The sequence below is a fragment of the Cryobacterium zongtaii genome, assembly GCF_002909375.1.
Taxonomy (GTDB): Bacteria; Actinomycetota; Actinomycetes; order Actinomycetales; family Microbacteriaceae; genus Cryobacterium; species Cryobacterium zongtaii.
The window spans coordinates 1-17,223 of sequence record NZ_PPXD01000006.1 but is presented as its reverse complement, the minus strand read 5'-3'; the positions used below and the strand labels follow the sequence as shown (position 1 = coordinate 17,223).

Sequence of the window (17,223 nt, the reverse complement as noted above, 5' to 3'; positions counted from 1 at the left end):
ATTCCTCTTGGTGGTACGTCGTTGATCGAGCCTGTCGAGATCTGCTTACGTGGTCTCGACAGGCTCGACCACCGCTGAGATCAGTGAATTACATCACAAAGCGCAGGAAACACAGCCCTCAACCTCGGTCCCCTCGAGGGCCATCTGGCGCAGACGGATGTAGTAGATCGTCTTGATGCCCTTTTTCCACGCGTAGATCTGCGCGCGGTTGATGTCGCGGGTGGTGGCGGTGTCCTTGAAGAACAGCGTCAGCGACAGGCCCTGGTCCACGTGCTGGGTGGCCGCGGCGTAGGTGTCGATGACCTTCTCGTAGCCGATTTCGTAGGCATCCTGGTAGAACTCGGTGTTGTCGTTCGTCATGAACGGCGCCGGGTAGTACACGCGGCCGAGCTTGCCTTCCTTGCGGATCTCGATCTTCGAGGCGATCGGGTGGATCGACGCGGTCGAGTTGTTGATGTACGAGATCGACCCTGTCGGCGGAACGGCCTGCAGGTTCTGGTTGTAGATGCCGTGCGCCATGACGGATGCCTTGAGCTCGGCCCAGTCGGCCTGCGTGGGGATCTCGACGTTGGAGTTCGCGAACAGCTCGGCGCCGCGGGCGGTGACGGGCTCCCACACCTGGTCGGTGTACTTGTCGAAGAACACACCGGACGCGTAGGTCGAGTCGGCGAAGCCGTCGAAGGTGATGCCACGCTCGATGGCGATCTTGTTCGAGGCGCGCAGGGCGTGGAACAGCACCGTGTAGAAGTAGATGTTGGTGAAGTCGATGCCTTCTGGGCTGCCGTAGTACACCCGCTCACGGGCGAGGTAGCCGTGCAGGTTCATCTGGCCCAGGCCGATGGCGTGGGACTTGTCGTTGCCGCTCTCGATCGAACGCACCGACGCGATGTGGCTCTGGTCGGAGACCGCGCTGAGCCCGCGGATGGCGGTGTCGACGACCCGACCGAAATCGGGCGCATCCATCGCCAGCGCGATGTTCATCGAGCCGAGGTTGCAGGAGATGTCCTTGCCGATGGCGTCGTAGGAGAGGTCCTCGTTGTACGTGGTCGGGGTGTTGACCTGGAGGATCTCCGAGCACAGGTTCGACATGTTGATGCGGCCCTTGATCGGGTTCGCCTCGTTCACGGTGTCTTCGAACATGATGTACGGGTAGCCGGACTCGAACTGGATCTCGGCGAGGGTCTGGAAGAAGTCGCGGGCCTTCATCTTGGACTTCTTGATGCGCGAGTCGTCGACCATCTCGTGGTACTTCTCGGACACCGAGATGTCGGCGAACGGCACGCCGTAGACGCGCTCGACGTCGTACGGGGAGAACAGGTACATGTCCTCGTTGTTCTTGGCCAGCTCGAAGGTGATGTCGGGGATGACCACACCGAGGGAGAGGGTCTTGATGCGGATCTTCTCGTCGGCGTTCTCGCGCTTGGTGTCGAGGAAGCGCATGATGTCGGGGTGGTGCGCGTGCAGGTACACCGCTCCGGCACCCTGGCGGGCACCGAGCTGGTTGGCGTAGCTGAAGGAGTCTTCGAGCAGCTTCATCACGGGGATGATGCCGCTGGACTGGTTCTCGATCTGCTTGATCGGCGCGCCGGACTCCCGGATGTTGGAGAGCAGCAGGGCCACGCCGCCGCCGCGCTTGGACAGCTGCAGCGAGGAGTTGATACCGCGGGAGATGGACTCCATGTTGTCTTCGATACGCAGCAGGAAGCAGGAGACGAGCTCGCCGCGCTGGGCCTTGCCGGAGTTCAGGAAGGTGGGCGTCGCGGGCTGGAAACGACCGGCGATGATCTCCTCGACGAGGGCGACCGCGAGCTGTTCGTCGCCCTGGGCCAGGCCGAGGGCGGTCATCACGACGCGGTCCTCGAAGCGCTCGAGGTAACGCTTGCCGTCGAAGGTCTTCAGCGTGTAGGACGTGTAGTACTTGAACGCGCCGAGGAAGGTCTGGAAGCGGAACTTCTTCGAGTACGCCAGGTTGTTGAGGCTGGTGATGAACTCGAAGCTGTACATGTCGAGCACGGCCTGCTCGTAGTACTCCTTCTCGACCAGGTAGTCGAGACGTTCACGCAACGAGTGGAAGAACACCGTGTTCTGGTTCACGTGCTGCAGGAAGAACTCCCGGGCAGCCTCGCGGTCCTTGTCGAACTGGATCTCCCCGTTCGGTCCGTACAGGTTGAGCATGGCGTTCAGGGAGTGATAATCCATGTCCAGGCCCGATGGCGGGCTGATCGGGGTGACCTTCACGGCTGTTGCTTCCAAAATTCTTCCAATCCTTCGTGAACGGCGGCTACGTCGTCCGGTGTGCCGAATACTTCAAAGCGATACAGGTGGGGCACACCGCACTTCTGCGCGATGATGTCCCCGGCGAGGCAGAAGGCCTCACCGAAATTTGTGTTCCCGGCGCCGATGACGCCGCGGATGAGCGAGCGGTTGCGTGTGTCGTTCAGAAAGCGGATGACCTGGCGTGGCACTGCCGGCCCCAGATCGCCGCCGCCGTAGGTGGGTACAACGAGCACAAACGGATGCCGGGCGACAAGGGGCGCATCCTTGGCGTACAGCGGGATGCGGGCGGCGGGCCGGCCGAGCTTCTCGACGAACCTCTGAGTGTTTCCGGAGACGCTCGAGAAGTAGACGATGTCCACGTCTCCGGCATCCACTTCCGCGCCGGCGGTGGACTCGCGAGTGGAATCAGCCTGAAGCAGCATGGGTTCCCCTTTTCGTGCGAGTTGAACGGTCGGCGCCCCCCAGGCGCAGCGCTGGTTACGCCAGGCGCGCGGCGAGCTCGTTGATCTTGTCGGGGCGGAAGCCCGACCAGTGGTCCTCATCGGTGATGACGACGGGCGCCTGCAGGTAGCCGAGCGCCTTGACGGCCTCGAGTGCGTTCTCGTCGGCTGACAGGTCGAGGATGTTGTACTCGATGCCCTTGTTGTCCAGGGCACGGTAGGTCGCGGTGCACTGCACGCAGGACGGCTTGGTGTAGACGGTGATTGCCATCGAAGAGGCCTCTCGTATCGTTCTCGTCGTTTCGGACCATAGGCAAAGCTGTGCGAAATCCGTGGTGAAGACGTAGTGGAAATGTGGTGGAAATGCACCCGTAAAGTGCGAAGTTCTTTTTAAGCGTTGTGCGATTGCTTGGACTTCAATACTACATCTAGTGATTGCCAATGGGAACAGCCACTACATGCGGGAATTACAATTATGTACTTATCCACCGACATTCCACCGGTTGTCAACAGGGCGCCACCACAGAAGACCGCAGGAATACGCGGTCGGACCCGAAGTTATCCACAGGTCGAGCGGGGACATGATTTTGCCCTGTGGAATCCGCCTCCGGGCGCGTCGATCGCCCGGTCGGCGGATCCGTCCCCCTTCCGGGGCTCAGGATTTGCGCTTGCGCGAGACGACGAATCGCTGCAGCAGCACGAAGGCGAGGAGAATGCCGCCGGTGATGATCGTGGTGGCCTCCGGCGGGATGCCGCCGTCGCGGGTGATGAGCACGTTCATCAGCCCGAGAACCAGCGCGCCGATCACGGAACCGAGCACAAAGCCGGCACCGCCGGTGAGCAGCGTCCCACCGATGATGACGGCGGCGATGGCGTCCAGCTCCCAACCCACCCCGGTGATGTTCTGCGCGATGCCGAGCTTCGAGGTGTACACCACGGCGGCCAGTCCCGCGAGGGTGCCGCTGATCACGTAGATCAACAGTTTCGTGCGCACCACCGGCAGTCCCATCAGCAACGCCGACTGTTCCGAACCGCCGATCGCGTAGACCGTGCGACCGAATCGGGTGCGGTGCAGCATGAAGAACGCCACGATGACGACGAGGGCGGCGATGAGCACGTTGGGGGTTGTCACGAGGTCGTCGATCTTGGGTCCGTCGTAGACCTTCCACTGCGTGGACAGGCTGCGGATCACCGAGTCGTCGTCCAGCCGCTGCGGGGTGGTGCTGAGGATGGACGCGAGGCCGCGGGCGAGGAACATCATCGCGAGGGTCGCGATGAAGGGTTGCACGTTGAAGTACTGGATCAGCACCCCGGAGGCGACGCCGAAGACCGAGCCGATCAGGATCATCAGCACGATCACGATGAGCGGATTCCAGCCGGCGTTGGCCAGCATCACCCCGACCAGGCTGCTGATGGCGATCACCGCTCCGACCGACAGGTCGATCCCGCCGGTGAGGATGACGAAGGTCAGGCCCACCGCCAGGATGATCAGATACGCGTTGTTGATCAGCAGGTTCGAGATCGTGCTGAACTGCACAATCCGCCCGTAGGCGACCTCGCCGTAGATCAGCATGGCGATGAAGATCGCCACGGCGGCCAGGGTCGGCAGGGTTTCCAGGTTCGGCTTCATTCGCGACAGCAGCGAGGGTGCGGCCGGCCGATCGAGCTCGGTGATGCTCATACCGGCACCGTTTCCTTATCCGTGATGATGACGCGGGTTCTGCGCCGGTTGAACATCGAGCGCACCCTGGGTGACTGCAGGAGGCAGATGATCACGATGACGACGGCCTTGAAGGCCGGCGTCGCCGACGAGGGGATGGACATGTAGACGATGGTCTTGTCGAGTGTCGCGATCAGCAGCGCCCCGATGATGCTGCCGGTGAGCGAGAATTTGCCTCCGGCCAGCGAGGTCCCGCCGATGACCACGGCGAGGATCGCATCCATTTCGGCGGTCATACCCGTTTTCGCCACCTCCACCGTCATGACGCTGGCAGTGCTGAAGATCCCGGCCACGCCGGCGAGCACTGCGCTCACTATGTAGACGGAGATGAGGATGCCGACGGGGCGGATCCCGGCCATCCGGGCGGCCTTGGGGTTGATGCCGATGGATTCGATCATCAGGCCGAGCGCGGTGCGGCGCACCAGGGCGGCCAGGACCGCCACGATCAGCACCGCGATGACAAACACGACGGGAAAGCCGAGGAAGGTGCCGTTGGCAATCCAACGGAAGGTCTCGTTCGTCGCCGAGGTGTTCTGGCCCGAGGTGATCACCTTGGCCAGGCCGCGGCCGGCGAGCATCATCACCAGGGTCGTGATGAAGGGTTGCAGGCCCACGATCGAGACCAGGATGCCGTTGAGGGTGCCGAGCAGCGCGCTGATTCCCAGCGCCAGGAGCACGGCCACCACCGCGGTGCCGAACGATCCGGTGCCGGTGTTACGCATGAATTCCATTGAGACGGCACCGGCCACAGCCATCACCGAGCCGACCGACAGGTCGATGCCGCGGGTGGCGATGACCAGGGTCATGCCGACCGCGATCATCATGATCGGCGCGCTCGCGCGCAGGATGTCGATGACGTTGCCCGAGAGGTTGCCGGTGGCGGCGTTGACCGACACCCCGAGGTAGGCGGGGTTCTTAGTGAGATTGACCACGAGCAACAGAAGCAGGGCCACGATCGCCCAGACGTACGGTTGGTGGAACAGCCCGGTGATGACGCGGATGGCTGCGGACGGACGTGCGACGGGGGTGCTCATGCGCCGCTCCCTTCTGAAGCGATGAGATCGACGATGGCTTCGGCGGTCACGTCGGGTCCGTTGACGATCTCGCCGATCTTGCGCCGGTCTTTCAGCACGATGATGCGCTCACTGAGGCGCACGACTTCCTCCAATTCAGACGAAATGAAGATCACCGACATGCCGTCATCGGCGAGCGCCACAATTGTCTCCTGAATCTCCGCCTTGGCCCCCACATCGATTCCGCGGGTCGGTTCGTCGAGGATCAGCAGCTCCGGCTGGGTGGCCAACCAGCGGCCGAGCAGGACTTTCTGCTGGTTGCCGCCGGACAGATCCCGCACGGCCCGCTCCGGGTCGGCGGGTCGCACGTTCAGCTCCACCAGGTACTTGTCGCAGATCGCGGCCTGTTCCCGGCGGGACAGCGGCCGGGCCCAGCCGCGGCGGGCCTGCACGGCCAGCACCAGGTTCTCCCGCACCGTGAGGTCGCCGACGATTCCCTCGTCGCGCCGGTTTTCGGTGGAGAAGGCGATCTTGCGCGCCAGGGCGCCGACCGGGCTGGTGACCTCGGTGGTTTTCCCGTCGATGGTCACGATGCCGGCATCGGGTTTGTCGGCACCGTAGATGAGCCGGCCGAGCTCGGTGCGGCCGGAACCGAGCAATCCGGCCAGGCCCACCACTTCGCCGGCGTGCACCTCGATGTCCACGGGTTCGATGGAGCCCTTGCGGGTCAGGTCTTTCGCGCTGTAATAGGGCGCGCCGCCCGAGTGCACGGCCCGGGATCGCTGGGAACCCAGGGAGTTGAGGGTGTCCACGTCCTTGCCGATCATCTCGGAGATGAGCTGGTTGCGCGGCAGCGCAGCTGTCTGGTGTTCGCCGACCACGACGCCGTTCCGCAGCACGGTGAGCCGGTCGCTGATCGCGTACACCTGGTCGAGGAAGTGCGAGACGAAGAGGATGGCAACACCCTCGTCGCGCAGGCGGCGGATGACCGTGAACAGGCCCTCAACCTCGTTCGCGTCCAGGCTGGAGGTCGGTTCGTCCAGGATCAGGACCGTGGAGTCGGTGACCATCGCGCGGCTGATCGCGACCAGCTGCTGCAGGGCGAGCGAGATGCTGGAGAGCGGTTGTCTGGGGTCGAGGTCGCCCAGGCCCAACCGGATGAGGGCCTCGTGGGCCGCCTCGTGGGTCTTGCGCCAGTTGATGCCGATCGGCCCGCGTACCTCGTGGCCGAGCATCACGTTCTCCCCCACCGTGAGGTTGTCGCAGAGGTTGACCTCCTGGTAGACGGTGGAGATGCCGGCGCTCTGCGCATCCGCGGTGCCCGCGAACCGCCGCGAAAGGCCGCCGACGGTGATGGTGCCGGAGTCGATCTTGTACACACCGGTGAGCGCCTTGATGAGGGTGGATTTGCCCGCCCCGTTCTCGCCCATCAGGGTGTGCACTTCGCCAGGGAAGAGTCGGAAGTTCACGTTCTGGAGAGCCTTGACCCCCGGGAACTCGATCGAGATGTTCTCCATCTCGACGATCGGCTCTGTCACTGCCGGCGCTGTCGCTGCCATGTCTCTGCCTGGTCCTGCCGGTGTGTCGGCCTCGAAAGTTGAGTGGCGTGGCGAACCTGCCACGAAGGGGGTGTTCGTTCCTGCGGCCGGATGGGCCGCAGGAACGAACACGTTCGGGTCGTGCTGCCGGTCAGTACTGGCGGTCGGGCAGGGCCGCGGTGGCCGCCTCGGGCGAATCGAATGTCGTGCTCGGCACGACGATGCTGGACTCGACGTCCTCGCCGGCCAGGGCCGCGTTGACGACCTCGATGGCGTCCTCTCCGAAGAGCGGGTTGTATTCGGCCACGAAGCTGAGCCGGCCGGCCGCAAGGGCTTCGAGGGCGGCCTGCGTGCCGTCGATGGTGATGATCTTCACGTCGGTGCCGGGGGTGAGTCCGGCCTCCTCCACCGCGAGAGCGGCGCCCAGGCCCATTTCGTCGTTCTGGGCGAAGACGAGCTGGATGTCGTTGCCATTGGCCTTGAGCATGGTCTCGAAGACGCTCTTGGCCTCTTCGGTGGACCAGTTCGCCGACTGGCTCTCGAGCTTGGTCAGGTTGTCGGCGACGGCCTCGTCCCATCCCTTGTTGCGGTCGTTCACCACCGAGAGTCCGGGCGGGCCTTCGAGGACGACGTAGTTGGCGCCATCCGGGAACTGCTCGTTGGCCCATTCGGCGGCCGAGGCGCTGATGCCCACGTTGTCCGGAGCGATCCGGCTCGTGTAGAGGCTTTCATCGTTCGGCTCGATGCCGCGGTCAAGCAGCACCACCGGAATCTCGGCCTCCTGTGCCCGCTCGAGCACGTCTTCCCAGCCCGTTGCCTCGGTGGCGGAGAGCAGGATCGCGTCTACGCCCTCGTCGATGAACGAGGTGAACGCGGTGATCTGGGAGTTCTGGTCGCCGTTGCTGGACGGGGCATACTTCAGGTCGAACCCGTTCTCGGTGGAGAACGCATCCTGAATGTTCTGCTCGTTCGCGGTGCGCCAGCCTCCCTCAGGTCCGACGGCGACAAATCCGACGGTGGTGAGCTCGCCGCTGTCGTCACCGGATGCGGCCGGTTCGTCCGACCCCGACGAGCAGGCGACCAGACTGAGAGCCAGTGTTCCGGCCAGGGCCAAACCCGTGAACGCTCGGAACCGTGATGTGGGTGCCATGTGATCTCCTCCTTGAGATCTGCGGGCACGAGCGTCGTGCCAGCAGTATGAATGTGTTCAATGAACGACTGCGGTGCCTTGGACGATGTGTGATCGCTAACAATTCGCTACTAGCCAGCTGCTTGATAGTTTCTGACTTCGTCGTCGGGATCAATTGTTAGCCTTCACAATCGCTCTTTTCGGAGGCTATCCGCGTTTTGCCGGTGTTGTCAAGGGCTTTTCACTGGGATGCAGCCCTGCGGGGCGCCTGTTGCGCCGAACGAGTTGTGAACCCTAACATTCAGGGGGACGAGGAGGTTCGCGAGGTGCACAGAATCGAAGCCGAACCGATCGTGGTGATGACCGGCGTCACCGTCACGTTCCCGGGCGTCACGGCGTTGGATTCCGTGGACTTCAGGCTGTTCCCCGGGGAGGTCCACTCGCTACTGGGCGAGAACGGCGCGGGCAAGAGCACCCTGATCAAGGCGCTGACGGGTGTGTACCGCATCGACGGCGGGCGGATCGAGGTCGATGGGGTCAGCGTGGCCTTCACCAGCCCGGCCGACGCGCAACGGTCCGGCGTGAGCACCGTGTACCAGGAGATCAACCTCCTGCCCAACCTCAGCGTTGCCGAGAACATCTTGCTCGGGCACGAGTCCCGCCGTCCGTGGGGCGGCATCGACTGGCCGGCAACACGACGGCACGCCGGCGAGCTCCTCCGGGGAATGAACCTCGACATCGACCCGGCGTCCATCCTCGCGGACCACTCACTCGCCGTGCAACAGCTCATCGCCATCACCAGGGCCGTTGCCGTGCAACCCAAGGTGTTGATTCTCGACGAACCCACCTCGAGCCTGGATACCGACGAGGTGACGGAGCTGTTCAGGGTGATCGCCCACCTCAAGGAGTCCGGGGTCGCCATCCTGTTCATCTCGCACTTCCTCGAGCAGGTCTACGAGATCTCCGACCGGCTCACCGTGCTGCGCGACGGCCAACTCGTCGGCGAATACCTCACGGACGAGCTGCTGCGGATCGACCTCGTGCAGAAGATGGTCGGCGCCGGGATGTCGGTTCTCTCCGAGATGCAGCATCGCACGAGTGAGCGGGAGGTCGAGGAAGCCCTCGGCGGTGAACGGCCACTGGTGAGCGCCATCGGCCTCGGCCGCGACGGCGCTCTGGCACCTATCGACCTGGCCGTCTACGAGGGCGAAATCGTCGGCATGGCCGGTCTGCTCGGCTCCGGCCGCACCGAGCTGGCGCGACTGCTGGCGGGCATCGACCGGCCGGACAGCGGCGGCGTGTCGGTCGACGGTGTCGTGCACAAGTTCCGGGGCCCCCGCGATGCGCTGAAACACCGTATCGCCTACGCCTCGGAGGACCGCCGCGCCGAGGGCATCATCGGGGACCTGACCGTTCGCGACAACATCGCGCTGGCCCTGCAGGCCGACCTGGGCTGGTTCCGTCGGATCTCCCGAAAACGACAGGACGAGCTCGCCGCCAGCTACATCCAGGCTCTGAACATTCGCCCGCCGAACCCGGATGCGCTCGTGCGGCACCTCTCCGGGGGCAACCAGCAGAAGCTGCTTCTCGCCCGCTGGTTGGCCATAGCGCCCCGCCTGCTGATTCTGGACGAGCCCACCAGGGGCATCGACATCGGCGCCAAGGCCGAGATCCAGAATCTGGTCACCGATCTGGCCGAGAACGGTCTCGCCGTGGTTTTCATTTCGGCCGAACTCGAAGAGGTGCTGCGCATCAGCAACCGGGTGGCGATCCTGCGCGACCGGAAGAAGGTCGCCGACATCCGCAACCACGACCTGACCGTCGAGCGGCTGCTCACCGTCATCGCCGACGGTGCCGACGATGACGACGACCAGCGTCGGGGGGCCGAGCGGTGACCGGGGCCCTCGGGCTCCTGGCACTGGCCGGTCAGGGCACTCGTCTAGAATCGGTGACACAACCCTGCACTATGTGGGCTGGCCGGATGCTCCGTGTGACGATCGACCGCGGAGAGTTGGGGCCCCGTCACCCGCAGGGAAAGGTATCGCCGTGAGAGAGGAAACTCCCCGCCAAGCGACGATCTTCGACGTCGCGCGTCTCGCCGGGGTATCGCACCAGACAGTCTCCCGGGTGCTCAACGACCTGCCCAATGTGCGGCCGTCCACCCGGGTTCGGGTCGAGGAGGCCATCAAGAAGCTGCGCTACGTGCCCTCCCCCGCCGCTCGGGCGCTCGTGACCCGGCGGTCGCGCACCATCGGGCTGATCGCCACGGGCACACCCGAGTTCGGACCGGCGTCCACCCAGCTCTACTTCAACGCTGCCGCGCGGAAGGCATCCTGGTCGGTCTTCACGGCCAGCCTGATCGACACCGAGCCGTCGGCGATCCGGGCCGTCGTCGAAGCGTTCCTCCGGCAGAACGTCGAAGGTATCGCCGTGATCACGAGCCGCCAGGGCGTCGTCGACGTCGTCGCCGGCATGGAGCTGGCCATCCCCGTGGTGGCGCTTGAGGCAACGGCCCGCACCGGTATCACCACGGTCGGGGCCAACCAGTACAGCGGCGCCCGCACCGCGGTGGCCTATCTGGCCGGGCTCGGTCACCGCAACATCGCCCACCTGGCCGGGCCGAGCGACTCGATCGACGCCAAGGAGCGGGAGCGCGGGTGGCGCGACGAGCTGGCCTCCCGCGGCCTGCAGGCGCGCCGCATCGGCATCGGCGACTGGTCGCCGTCCGCGGGCTACACCTTCGGCATGGCCTGCGACCTCGAGGGGCTCACGGCGATCTTCGCGTCGAACGACCAGATGGCGGTGGGGCTGATGCACGCCCTGTCCGATCGGGGACGGTCGGTTCCCCGCGACGTCAGCATCGTCGGGTTCGACGACGTGCCCGAGGCAGAGCACCTGTCGCCCCCGCTCACCACCGTGCGCCAGGATTTCGAGCACATCGGACGGGACATGCTCAGCGTGTTGCTCGGCCGCATCAACGGTGACGGTTCCCCGCTTCCGGCGTCCGTTCCCGCCCTCATCGAACGCGCCTCCACGCGCCGCCTCGACGCCGAGGGCTGAGCCTCCCCTGCGGCCCGCCCTTCCCCCGGGCGGCGCGACATCGCCCCGGCGGCCCGTCTCCGCCCCGGCGGCCCGTCTCCGCCCCGGCGGCCCGTCTTCGCCCCGGCGGCCCGTTTCCGCCCCGGCGGCCCGTTTCCGCCCCGGCGGCCCGTCTTCGCCCCGGCGGCCCGGGATACACCGCGTGCCACCGCGCCTAGCCCGCGCCGCGAGACGAATGCGCCCCGTTCGGCGTGCCATTCACTCAGGCGCGGGGCACTCCCCGCTCGGTGAGGAAGGCGTGGAACCGGGTGGGTGAGAGAGCAAGATCCCAGCCCCACCGGTCGAAACTGTTCACCTGGGCGCGTAACGCATCCTCTCGCTGTTTCTCCTGCCACACCACCGAACTCGGGTCGCGATTGCCGAGCACGGGCCCGGTGCCGTACTTGAGGAACCCGTCGAATTCGCCGATCTTGCGCACCCGGCGCCAGAAGAAGTCCACCCAAGCGTTGCCGCCGAGGATGTCGGGAAAGCAGACCTGCAGCTCCGGCGCCTCAAAGCCGAGCTGAAAGATCCGCACCCTGCTCAGGGTCTCCCCCGGGTTTGCCGCCAGCGGGTTCGTGAAAGCGATCACCCGCTCGGCGCGGCGCCGACCGGTTCGCGGGTTCACCAGCGCGAGCTCGCGGTAGAGGTCACCCCTCGTCAGCGCCGGTCGGATCGGCACCTCTCCGCGCCGCTCCCGTTCGGCGCGTTCCTGCTCAACCCGCAGCGCGTGGTCCACCATCGTGACACCCACAGAAAGGGTGACGAGGCGGCCACATCCACCAGGGTGCGCGCAATAGAAGTGACCTGGCATCCGTCGATCTCCTGCACTGAGTCCGGAGCCGGCCCACGGTGACTGGTTATGAACCGTGTGCTGCTGCCTCCGACAGCGTCAGGGGTGCTGATATGCACCGTCGCGGGCCAGCTCCCGATGGTGGGAAAGCCGTGCAGGATGCCCGCAGATTGATGCGACAAAACGGGCCGGCGCCCCGATGCCAGAACGGTCGCGCGCACCATCAGGCGGTACCGCTCATCGACATCAGCGGCGCGCCAGCGCTCGCCCGTCACGTACACACCGCGACGGACACTCTGGAGCGCACCCCTCACGCACAGCGTCTGGAGTGCGCGCGCTGACACTCCGACCTCTCGCAGGGCACCAGACGGGAGCAGCCCGCCGTACCGAGTGCTCACGACTTCGGCGAGCCGGAGGGTTTGGCGGTGGCGCGCGGCGTCGGCTGTGCGTTCGGCGGACGAAGGGTTGGATAACGGGGACTGGAGATTGGCCATACGGCAGCGTCCCTCTTCGACCCGCTGGCGCACGATACTGACCCGGTCCGGTTGAGCAATCGCCCGAGCCGTACCCTGTGGAGGAGCAGCGCACCCGCGCCCGCGTCGGACCGAAAGGCTCCCGGCCGCACGCCTTAGCTCCGGCGGCACTAGTCCTAACGTGGGCCGCCGCGCGTAATGTGTTCCGCGGCGCACAAGGCGGGCCGCGGGGCACAAGGCGGGCCGCGGCGCATGAAGCGAGCCGCGCCCTGGAGACATGCGCGGGCGGCGGGCAACAAAGGCCGCCGGCCGCGCATCTGTGCCAGGCCGAGAGGCTCCCGGCGGCACGCCTTGGCCCCCGCGGCACGTGTTAGCCCCGGCGGCATTGGTTCTAGCGCCTGCCGCCGCGCAGGAAGCGTGCCGCAGCGCACAACGTGTGCCGCGGGGCACACGTCGGACCGCGACGTGTACCGCGACGTGGACCGCGACGTGGGCCGCGGGCATAACGCGAGCCACGAGCGGGCACACAAAGACCGCCGGCCCCGCATCCGTGGTGGAGGCGGGGCCGGCGGCCGGATGGAGCGTGGTGCCTAGCGGCCGCCGGAGCGACGCTTGTTGTAGACGTCGAAGGCGACGGCGAGGAGGAGCACGAGGCCCTTCACGGCCTGCTGCCACTCGATGCCGATACCCATGATCGACATGCCGTTGTTCAGAACACCGATGATCAGACCACCGATGATGGCGCCACCGATGGTGCCGACACCACCCTGCACGGCCGCGCCACCGATGAAGGCGGCGGAGATGGCTTCGAGCTCGAAACCGTCACCTGCCTTCGGGCCGGCCAGGTTGAGGCGAGCGGTGAAGATCAGGCCGGCGAGGGCAGCGAGCACGCCCATGTTCACGAACAGCCAGAACGTCACGTTGCGGGTCTTGACACCCGACAGCTCAGCGGCGTGCAGGTTGCCACCGATCGCGTAGATGTGACGACCGAACACGCTGCGGTTCATGATGATGCCGTAGACCAGGATCAGCACGGCCAGCACGATCAGGGTGACCGGGATGCCCTTGTAGGAGGCGAGGGCGTAGGCGAACATGGCGATGGCGGCGGTGATGAGCACGAGCTTGACGACGAACCAAACCAGCGGCTCGACCTCCTGGCCGTAGGCCGCGCGGCCCTTGCGGGTGCGCACCTGCTGCACGATCAGGGCGATGATCGCCAGTGCGGCGACACCCAGGGTGAGCGGGTCCAGCTCGAACTCGCCGAAGAGATCGGTGAGGAAGCCGTTACCGAGTGCGCGGTATTCGGCCGGGAACGAACCGATGTTCGCGTTGCCGAGCACCACGAGGGCGAGGCCACGGAAGATGAGCATGCCGGCCAAGGTCACGATGAAGGCGGGGATGCCCACGAACGCGATCCAGAAGCCCTGCCAGACGCCCACCAGGGCACCGACCAGGAGCGACAGGATGATCGACAGCCACCAGGGCAGTCCCCAGGTCACGGCGAACACGCCGGACACGGCACCGACGAAGGCGGCGACCGAACCGACCGACAGGTCGATGTGGCCGGCGATGATGACCATCACCATGCCGACTGCGAGAACGAGGATGTACCCGTTCTGCACGATCAGGTTCGAGATGTTCTGCGGCCGCAGCAGGATGCCGTCGGTCAGGAAGCTGAACAGCACAACCACCACGATCAGTGCGACGAAGATGCCGTTCTTGCCGAGGTCGGCGATGACATGGCTGAACCAGGCCGCCGCTTTGGAGTTGCTGGGATTGACTTGTGCACCTTCGGGCGTGTTGCTCGCCGGCTTGGTTTCGAGATCACTCATTTTGACGTTTCTCCTATTCCGATAGCGCCGACGCTAACGGGCCTTTTCCATGGTCATGTGCTTGATGAGGGTCTCCGGGGTGGCCGCATCGATCGGGAATTCTCCCGTGATGCGCCCCTCGGACAGGGTGTAGATGCGGTCGCAGATGCCGATCAGTTCCGGCAGCTCCGACGAGATCACGATCACGCCCTTGCCCTGTGCAGCGAGGGCGTTGATGATCGCGTAGATCTCGTACTTGGCGCCAACATCGATGCCGCGGGTGGGCTCATCCAGGATCAGCACGTCGGGATTCGAGTAGATCCACTTCGACAGCACGACCTTCTGCTGGTTGCCGCCGGAGAGTTTCCCGGTTTTGGCCAGCACCGTCGGTGCCTTGATGTTCATGCTCGTGCGGTACTCGTTGGCAACCTTGAATTCTTCGTTGTCATCGACCAGTCCGCCCTTGACGAGCTTGCCCAGCGAGGCCATCGAGATGTTGCGCTTGATGTCTTCGATGAGGTTGAGGCCGTAAGTCTTGCGGTCCTCGGTGGCGTAGGCGATGCCGTTGTCGATCGCCTCGGTGACCGTGCGAGTCTTGATCTCCTTGCCGGCCTTGAACACCTTGCCGGTGATGCGGCTGCCGTAGGTGCGGCCGAACAGGCTCATCGCGAACTCGGTGCGTCCGGCTCCCATGAGCCCGGCGATACCCACGATCTCGCCACGCCGCACGTTCAGGTTGACGTTGTCGACCATGACCCTGGTCGGGTCCTGGGGGTGGTGCGCGGTCCAGTCCTCGACCCGCAGGATTTCCTCGCCGATGTTCGGCGTGTGGTCCGGGTAACGGTGCTCGAGATCGCGGCCGACCATGTCCTTGATGATGCGGTCTTCGGTCACGTCGACCTTGTCAATCGTCTCGATGGCCTTGCCATCGCGGATGACCGTGACGGCGTCGGAGACCTTTTTGATCTCGTTGAGCTTGTGACTGATGATGATCGACGTGATGCCCTGACCCTTCAGGTGCAGCATCAAGTTGAGCAGGTGGTCGGAGTCCTCGTCGTTGAGGGCGGCCGTCGGCTCGTCCAGGATGAGCAGCTTCACCCGCTTGGAGAGCGCCTTGGCGATCTCCACGAGCTGCTGCTTGCCGACTCCGATGTCCATGATCTTGGTGGTGGGGTTCTCCCGCAGGCCCACGCGGGCGAGGAGCTTCACGGCCTCGGTGTTGGTCTTGTTCCAGTCGATCAGGCCCAAGGCGCCGCGTTGTTCGTTGTTGAGGAAGATGTTCTCCGCGATGGAGAGGTAGGGACTCAGTGCGAGTTCCTGGTGAATGATGACGATGCCCTTGGCTTCGCTGTCCCTGATGTCCTTGAATTCAACGACTTCGTCTTCGAAGACGATGTCGCCGGTGTAGGTGCCGTGCGGGTAAACGCCGCTGAGCACCTTCATCAGCGTGGACTTGCCCGCGCCGTTCTCACCGCAGATGGCGTGAACTTCGCCGCGAGCGACGTTGAGCGTCACGTCCTGCAGCGCCTTGACGCCGGGGAAGGTCTTGGTAATACCGCGCATCTCGAGGATGTTGGTGGTCACGTGCGTTCCTTTCTTAGGTCGATACCTTGTGCTGACCGGCCGGCGGGGCTGTGAGGCCCCGCCGGCCGGTCACTAACACGTGACTCTTAGCCGTCGATCTCGGCCTGGGTCCAGTAGCCGGTGTCAACCAGCTCTTCGGTGATGTTGTCCTTGATCACGATCGAGGAGTCGAGGAGGTAGGAATCCACAACCTTGACACCGTTGTTGTAATCTTCGGTGTTGTTGATCTCCGGCTCGTCACCGTTGAGCAGGGCGAGGGTCATCGAAACGGCGACCTCGGCCAGCTTGCGGGTGTCCTTGAAGATCGTGCCGTACTGCTCACCGGCGACGATGGCCTTGACCGAGTCGAGCTCAGCGTCCTGACCGGAGATCGCGGGCCATTCCGGGCCCACTGCGTAGCCGGAGCCCTCGAGGGCAGAAATGATGCCTCGCGAGATGCCGTCGTACGGGGAGAGCACGCCGTTGACGACGCTGCCGTCGGAGTACGTCGACGTCAGGATGTTCTCCATGCGGCTCTGTGCTTCTTCACCGTCCCAACGCAGGGTTGCAACCTGCTCGATGTCGGTCTGGCCGCTCTTGACCACGATGGTCTTGGCGTCGATCAGCGGCTGGAGGACATCCATCGCGCCGTCGTAGAAGAAGAACGCGTTGTTGTCGTCCAGCGAACCGGCAAACAACTCGACGTTGAACGGGCCCGCCGGTGCACCCTCGATGGGCGTTCCGTCCAGCTCGACCAGGCCGAGGCCGTTCAGCAACGACCAGGCCTGCTGCTGGCCGACCTTGAAGTTGTCGAACGAGGCGTAGTAGTTGACGTTCTCGGTGTCGCGGATCAGGCGGTCGTAGGCGATGACGGGGATGTCGGCGTCTGCGGCGTCCTGGAGCACGCTGGTGAGGGTGGTGCCGTCGATCGAGGCGACGATCAGGGCCTTGGCGCCCTTGGTGATCATGTTCTCGATCTGCGAGACCTGCATGGGGATGTCGTCTTCTGCGTACTGCAGGTCGACGGTGAAGCCCTCGGCTTCGAGCTGCTCCTTGACGGCGTTACCGTCGTTGATCCAGCGCTCGGATGACTTGGTGGGCATTGCGACGCCGACGAGGCCGCCGTCGCCGCCGCCAGAGTCTCCGCCGCTGGAGCAGGCTGCCAGGGACATAACCATGGCTCCGGCTGCCAGTGTCGCGAGGAAAGCTTTCTTCTTCACTGTGGTTCCTTTCGTATTTTCAATCGACTTTGATGTCAAATGGGTGAAACAGAGTGGTGCGTGTGTGATTTACAGGCCTTGCGCCAGGCGGTAGTACGCCTGGTTCCATCGGACCTCGCGGGAGAAGTCCCGCAGGGTGGTGGTTTCATCGATCACGAGGAGCTCGGT

13 protein-coding genes are annotated in these 17,223 nt (G+C 64.8%); 2 read left to right on the top strand and 11 right to left on the bottom strand.

Features of this window, described 5'->3' with window-relative positions; all coding sequences use genetic code 11:
- Window positions 1-93: 93 nt before the first annotated feature.
- The 7 genes from nrdE to C3B61_RS04245 all read right to left on the bottom strand — a co-directional run bounded on the left by nrdE (window position 94) and on the right by C3B61_RS04245 (window position 8,138).
- Window positions 94-2,199 (bottom strand): class 1b ribonucleoside-diphosphate reductase subunit alpha, encoded by a 2,106-nt coding sequence (gene nrdE, locus C3B61_RS04275; protein WP_103459726.1) that lies wholly within the window; start codon window positions 2,197-2,199, stop codon window positions 94-96.
- A gap of 35 nt (window positions 2,200-2,234) precedes the next feature.
- Window positions 2,235-2,699 carry a class Ib ribonucleoside-diphosphate reductase assembly flavoprotein NrdI gene (gene nrdI / locus C3B61_RS04270; protein ID WP_103459670.1) on the bottom strand — a complete coding sequence of 155 codons (465 nt, stop codon included), beginning with the start codon at window positions 2,697-2,699 and terminating at the stop codon, window positions 2,235-2,237.
- A gap of 55 nt (window positions 2,700-2,754) precedes the next feature.
- Window positions 2,755-2,988 (bottom strand): glutaredoxin-like protein NrdH, encoded by a 234-nt coding sequence (gene nrdH, locus C3B61_RS04265; RefSeq protein WP_066592430.1) that lies wholly within the window; start codon window positions 2,986-2,988, stop codon window positions 2,755-2,757.
- 384 nt (window positions 2,989-3,372) lie between these two features.
- A complete protein-coding gene (locus C3B61_RS04260; protein ID WP_103459669.1) occupies window positions 3,373-4,398 on the bottom strand; it encodes an ABC transporter permease subunit in 1,026 nt (341 codons plus the stop codon).
- Window positions 4,395-5,471 (bottom strand): ABC transporter permease, encoded by a 1,077-nt coding sequence (locus tag C3B61_RS04255; protein WP_088455065.1) that lies wholly within the window; start codon window positions 5,469-5,471, stop codon window positions 4,395-4,397. The genes C3B61_RS04260 and C3B61_RS04255 overlap by 4 nt, the downstream gene beginning before the upstream one ends.
- The gene (locus tag C3B61_RS04250; RefSeq protein WP_103459668.1) at window positions 5,468-7,009 is read right to left on the bottom strand and encodes a sugar ABC transporter ATP-binding protein; all 1,542 of its coding nucleotides are present in this window, start codon (window positions 7,007-7,009) and stop codon (window positions 5,468-5,470) included. Before C3B61_RS04250 ends, C3B61_RS04255 begins: the two co-directional genes overlap by 4 nt.
- Window positions 7,010-7,139: 130 nt before the next feature.
- Window positions 7,140-8,138 carry an ABC transporter substrate-binding protein gene (locus tag C3B61_RS04245; RefSeq protein WP_088455063.1) on the bottom strand — a complete coding sequence of 333 codons (999 nt, stop codon included), beginning with the start codon at window positions 8,136-8,138 and terminating at the stop codon, window positions 7,140-7,142.
- Between the two features lie 338 nt (window positions 8,139-8,476).
- Between C3B61_RS04245 and C3B61_RS04240 the strand changes: the two genes are divergently transcribed.
- Together C3B61_RS04240 and C3B61_RS04235 are read left to right on the top strand one after the other, a co-directional pair.
- Complete coding sequence (locus C3B61_RS04240) at window positions 8,477-10,012, top strand: sugar ABC transporter ATP-binding protein (protein ID WP_103459725.1); 1,536 nt, start codon at window positions 8,477-8,479, stop codon at window positions 10,010-10,012.
- 151 nt (window positions 10,013-10,163) lie between these two features.
- On the top strand, window positions 10,164-11,177 hold the full coding sequence (locus C3B61_RS04235) for a LacI family DNA-binding transcriptional regulator (RefSeq protein WP_198416836.1): 1,014 nt from the start codon (window positions 10,164-10,166) through the stop codon (window positions 11,175-11,177).
- Between the two features lie 241 nt (window positions 11,178-11,418).
- On the opposite strand, the gene C3B61_RS04230 is transcribed toward C3B61_RS04235, so the two are convergent.
- The 4 genes from C3B61_RS04230 to chvE all read right to left on the bottom strand — a co-directional run bounded on the left by C3B61_RS04230 (window position 11,419) and on the right by chvE (window position 17,055).
- Window positions 11,419-11,937 carry a hypothetical protein gene (locus C3B61_RS04230; RefSeq protein ID WP_133160231.1) on the bottom strand — a complete coding sequence of 173 codons (519 nt, stop codon included), beginning with the start codon at window positions 11,935-11,937 and terminating at the stop codon, window positions 11,419-11,421.
- 1,114 nt (window positions 11,938-13,051) lie between these two features.
- Window positions 13,052-14,293 (bottom strand): multiple monosaccharide ABC transporter permease, encoded by a 1,242-nt coding sequence (mmsB, locus tag C3B61_RS04225; protein ID WP_088455060.1) that lies wholly within the window; start codon window positions 14,291-14,293, stop codon window positions 13,052-13,054.
- Window positions 14,294-14,326: 33 nt separating this feature from the next.
- Window positions 14,327-15,856: a multiple monosaccharide ABC transporter ATP-binding protein gene (gene mmsA, locus C3B61_RS04220; RefSeq protein WP_088455059.1), complete on the bottom strand. Its 1,530-nt coding sequence runs from the start codon at window positions 15,854-15,856 to the stop codon at window positions 14,327-14,329.
- A gap of 86 nt (window positions 15,857-15,942) precedes the next feature.
- On the bottom strand, window positions 15,943-17,055 hold the full coding sequence (gene chvE / locus C3B61_RS04215) for a multiple monosaccharide ABC transporter substrate-binding protein (RefSeq protein ID WP_279327055.1): 1,113 nt from the start codon (window positions 17,053-17,055) through the stop codon (window positions 15,943-15,945).
- Window positions 17,056-17,223 lie beyond the last annotated feature (168 nt).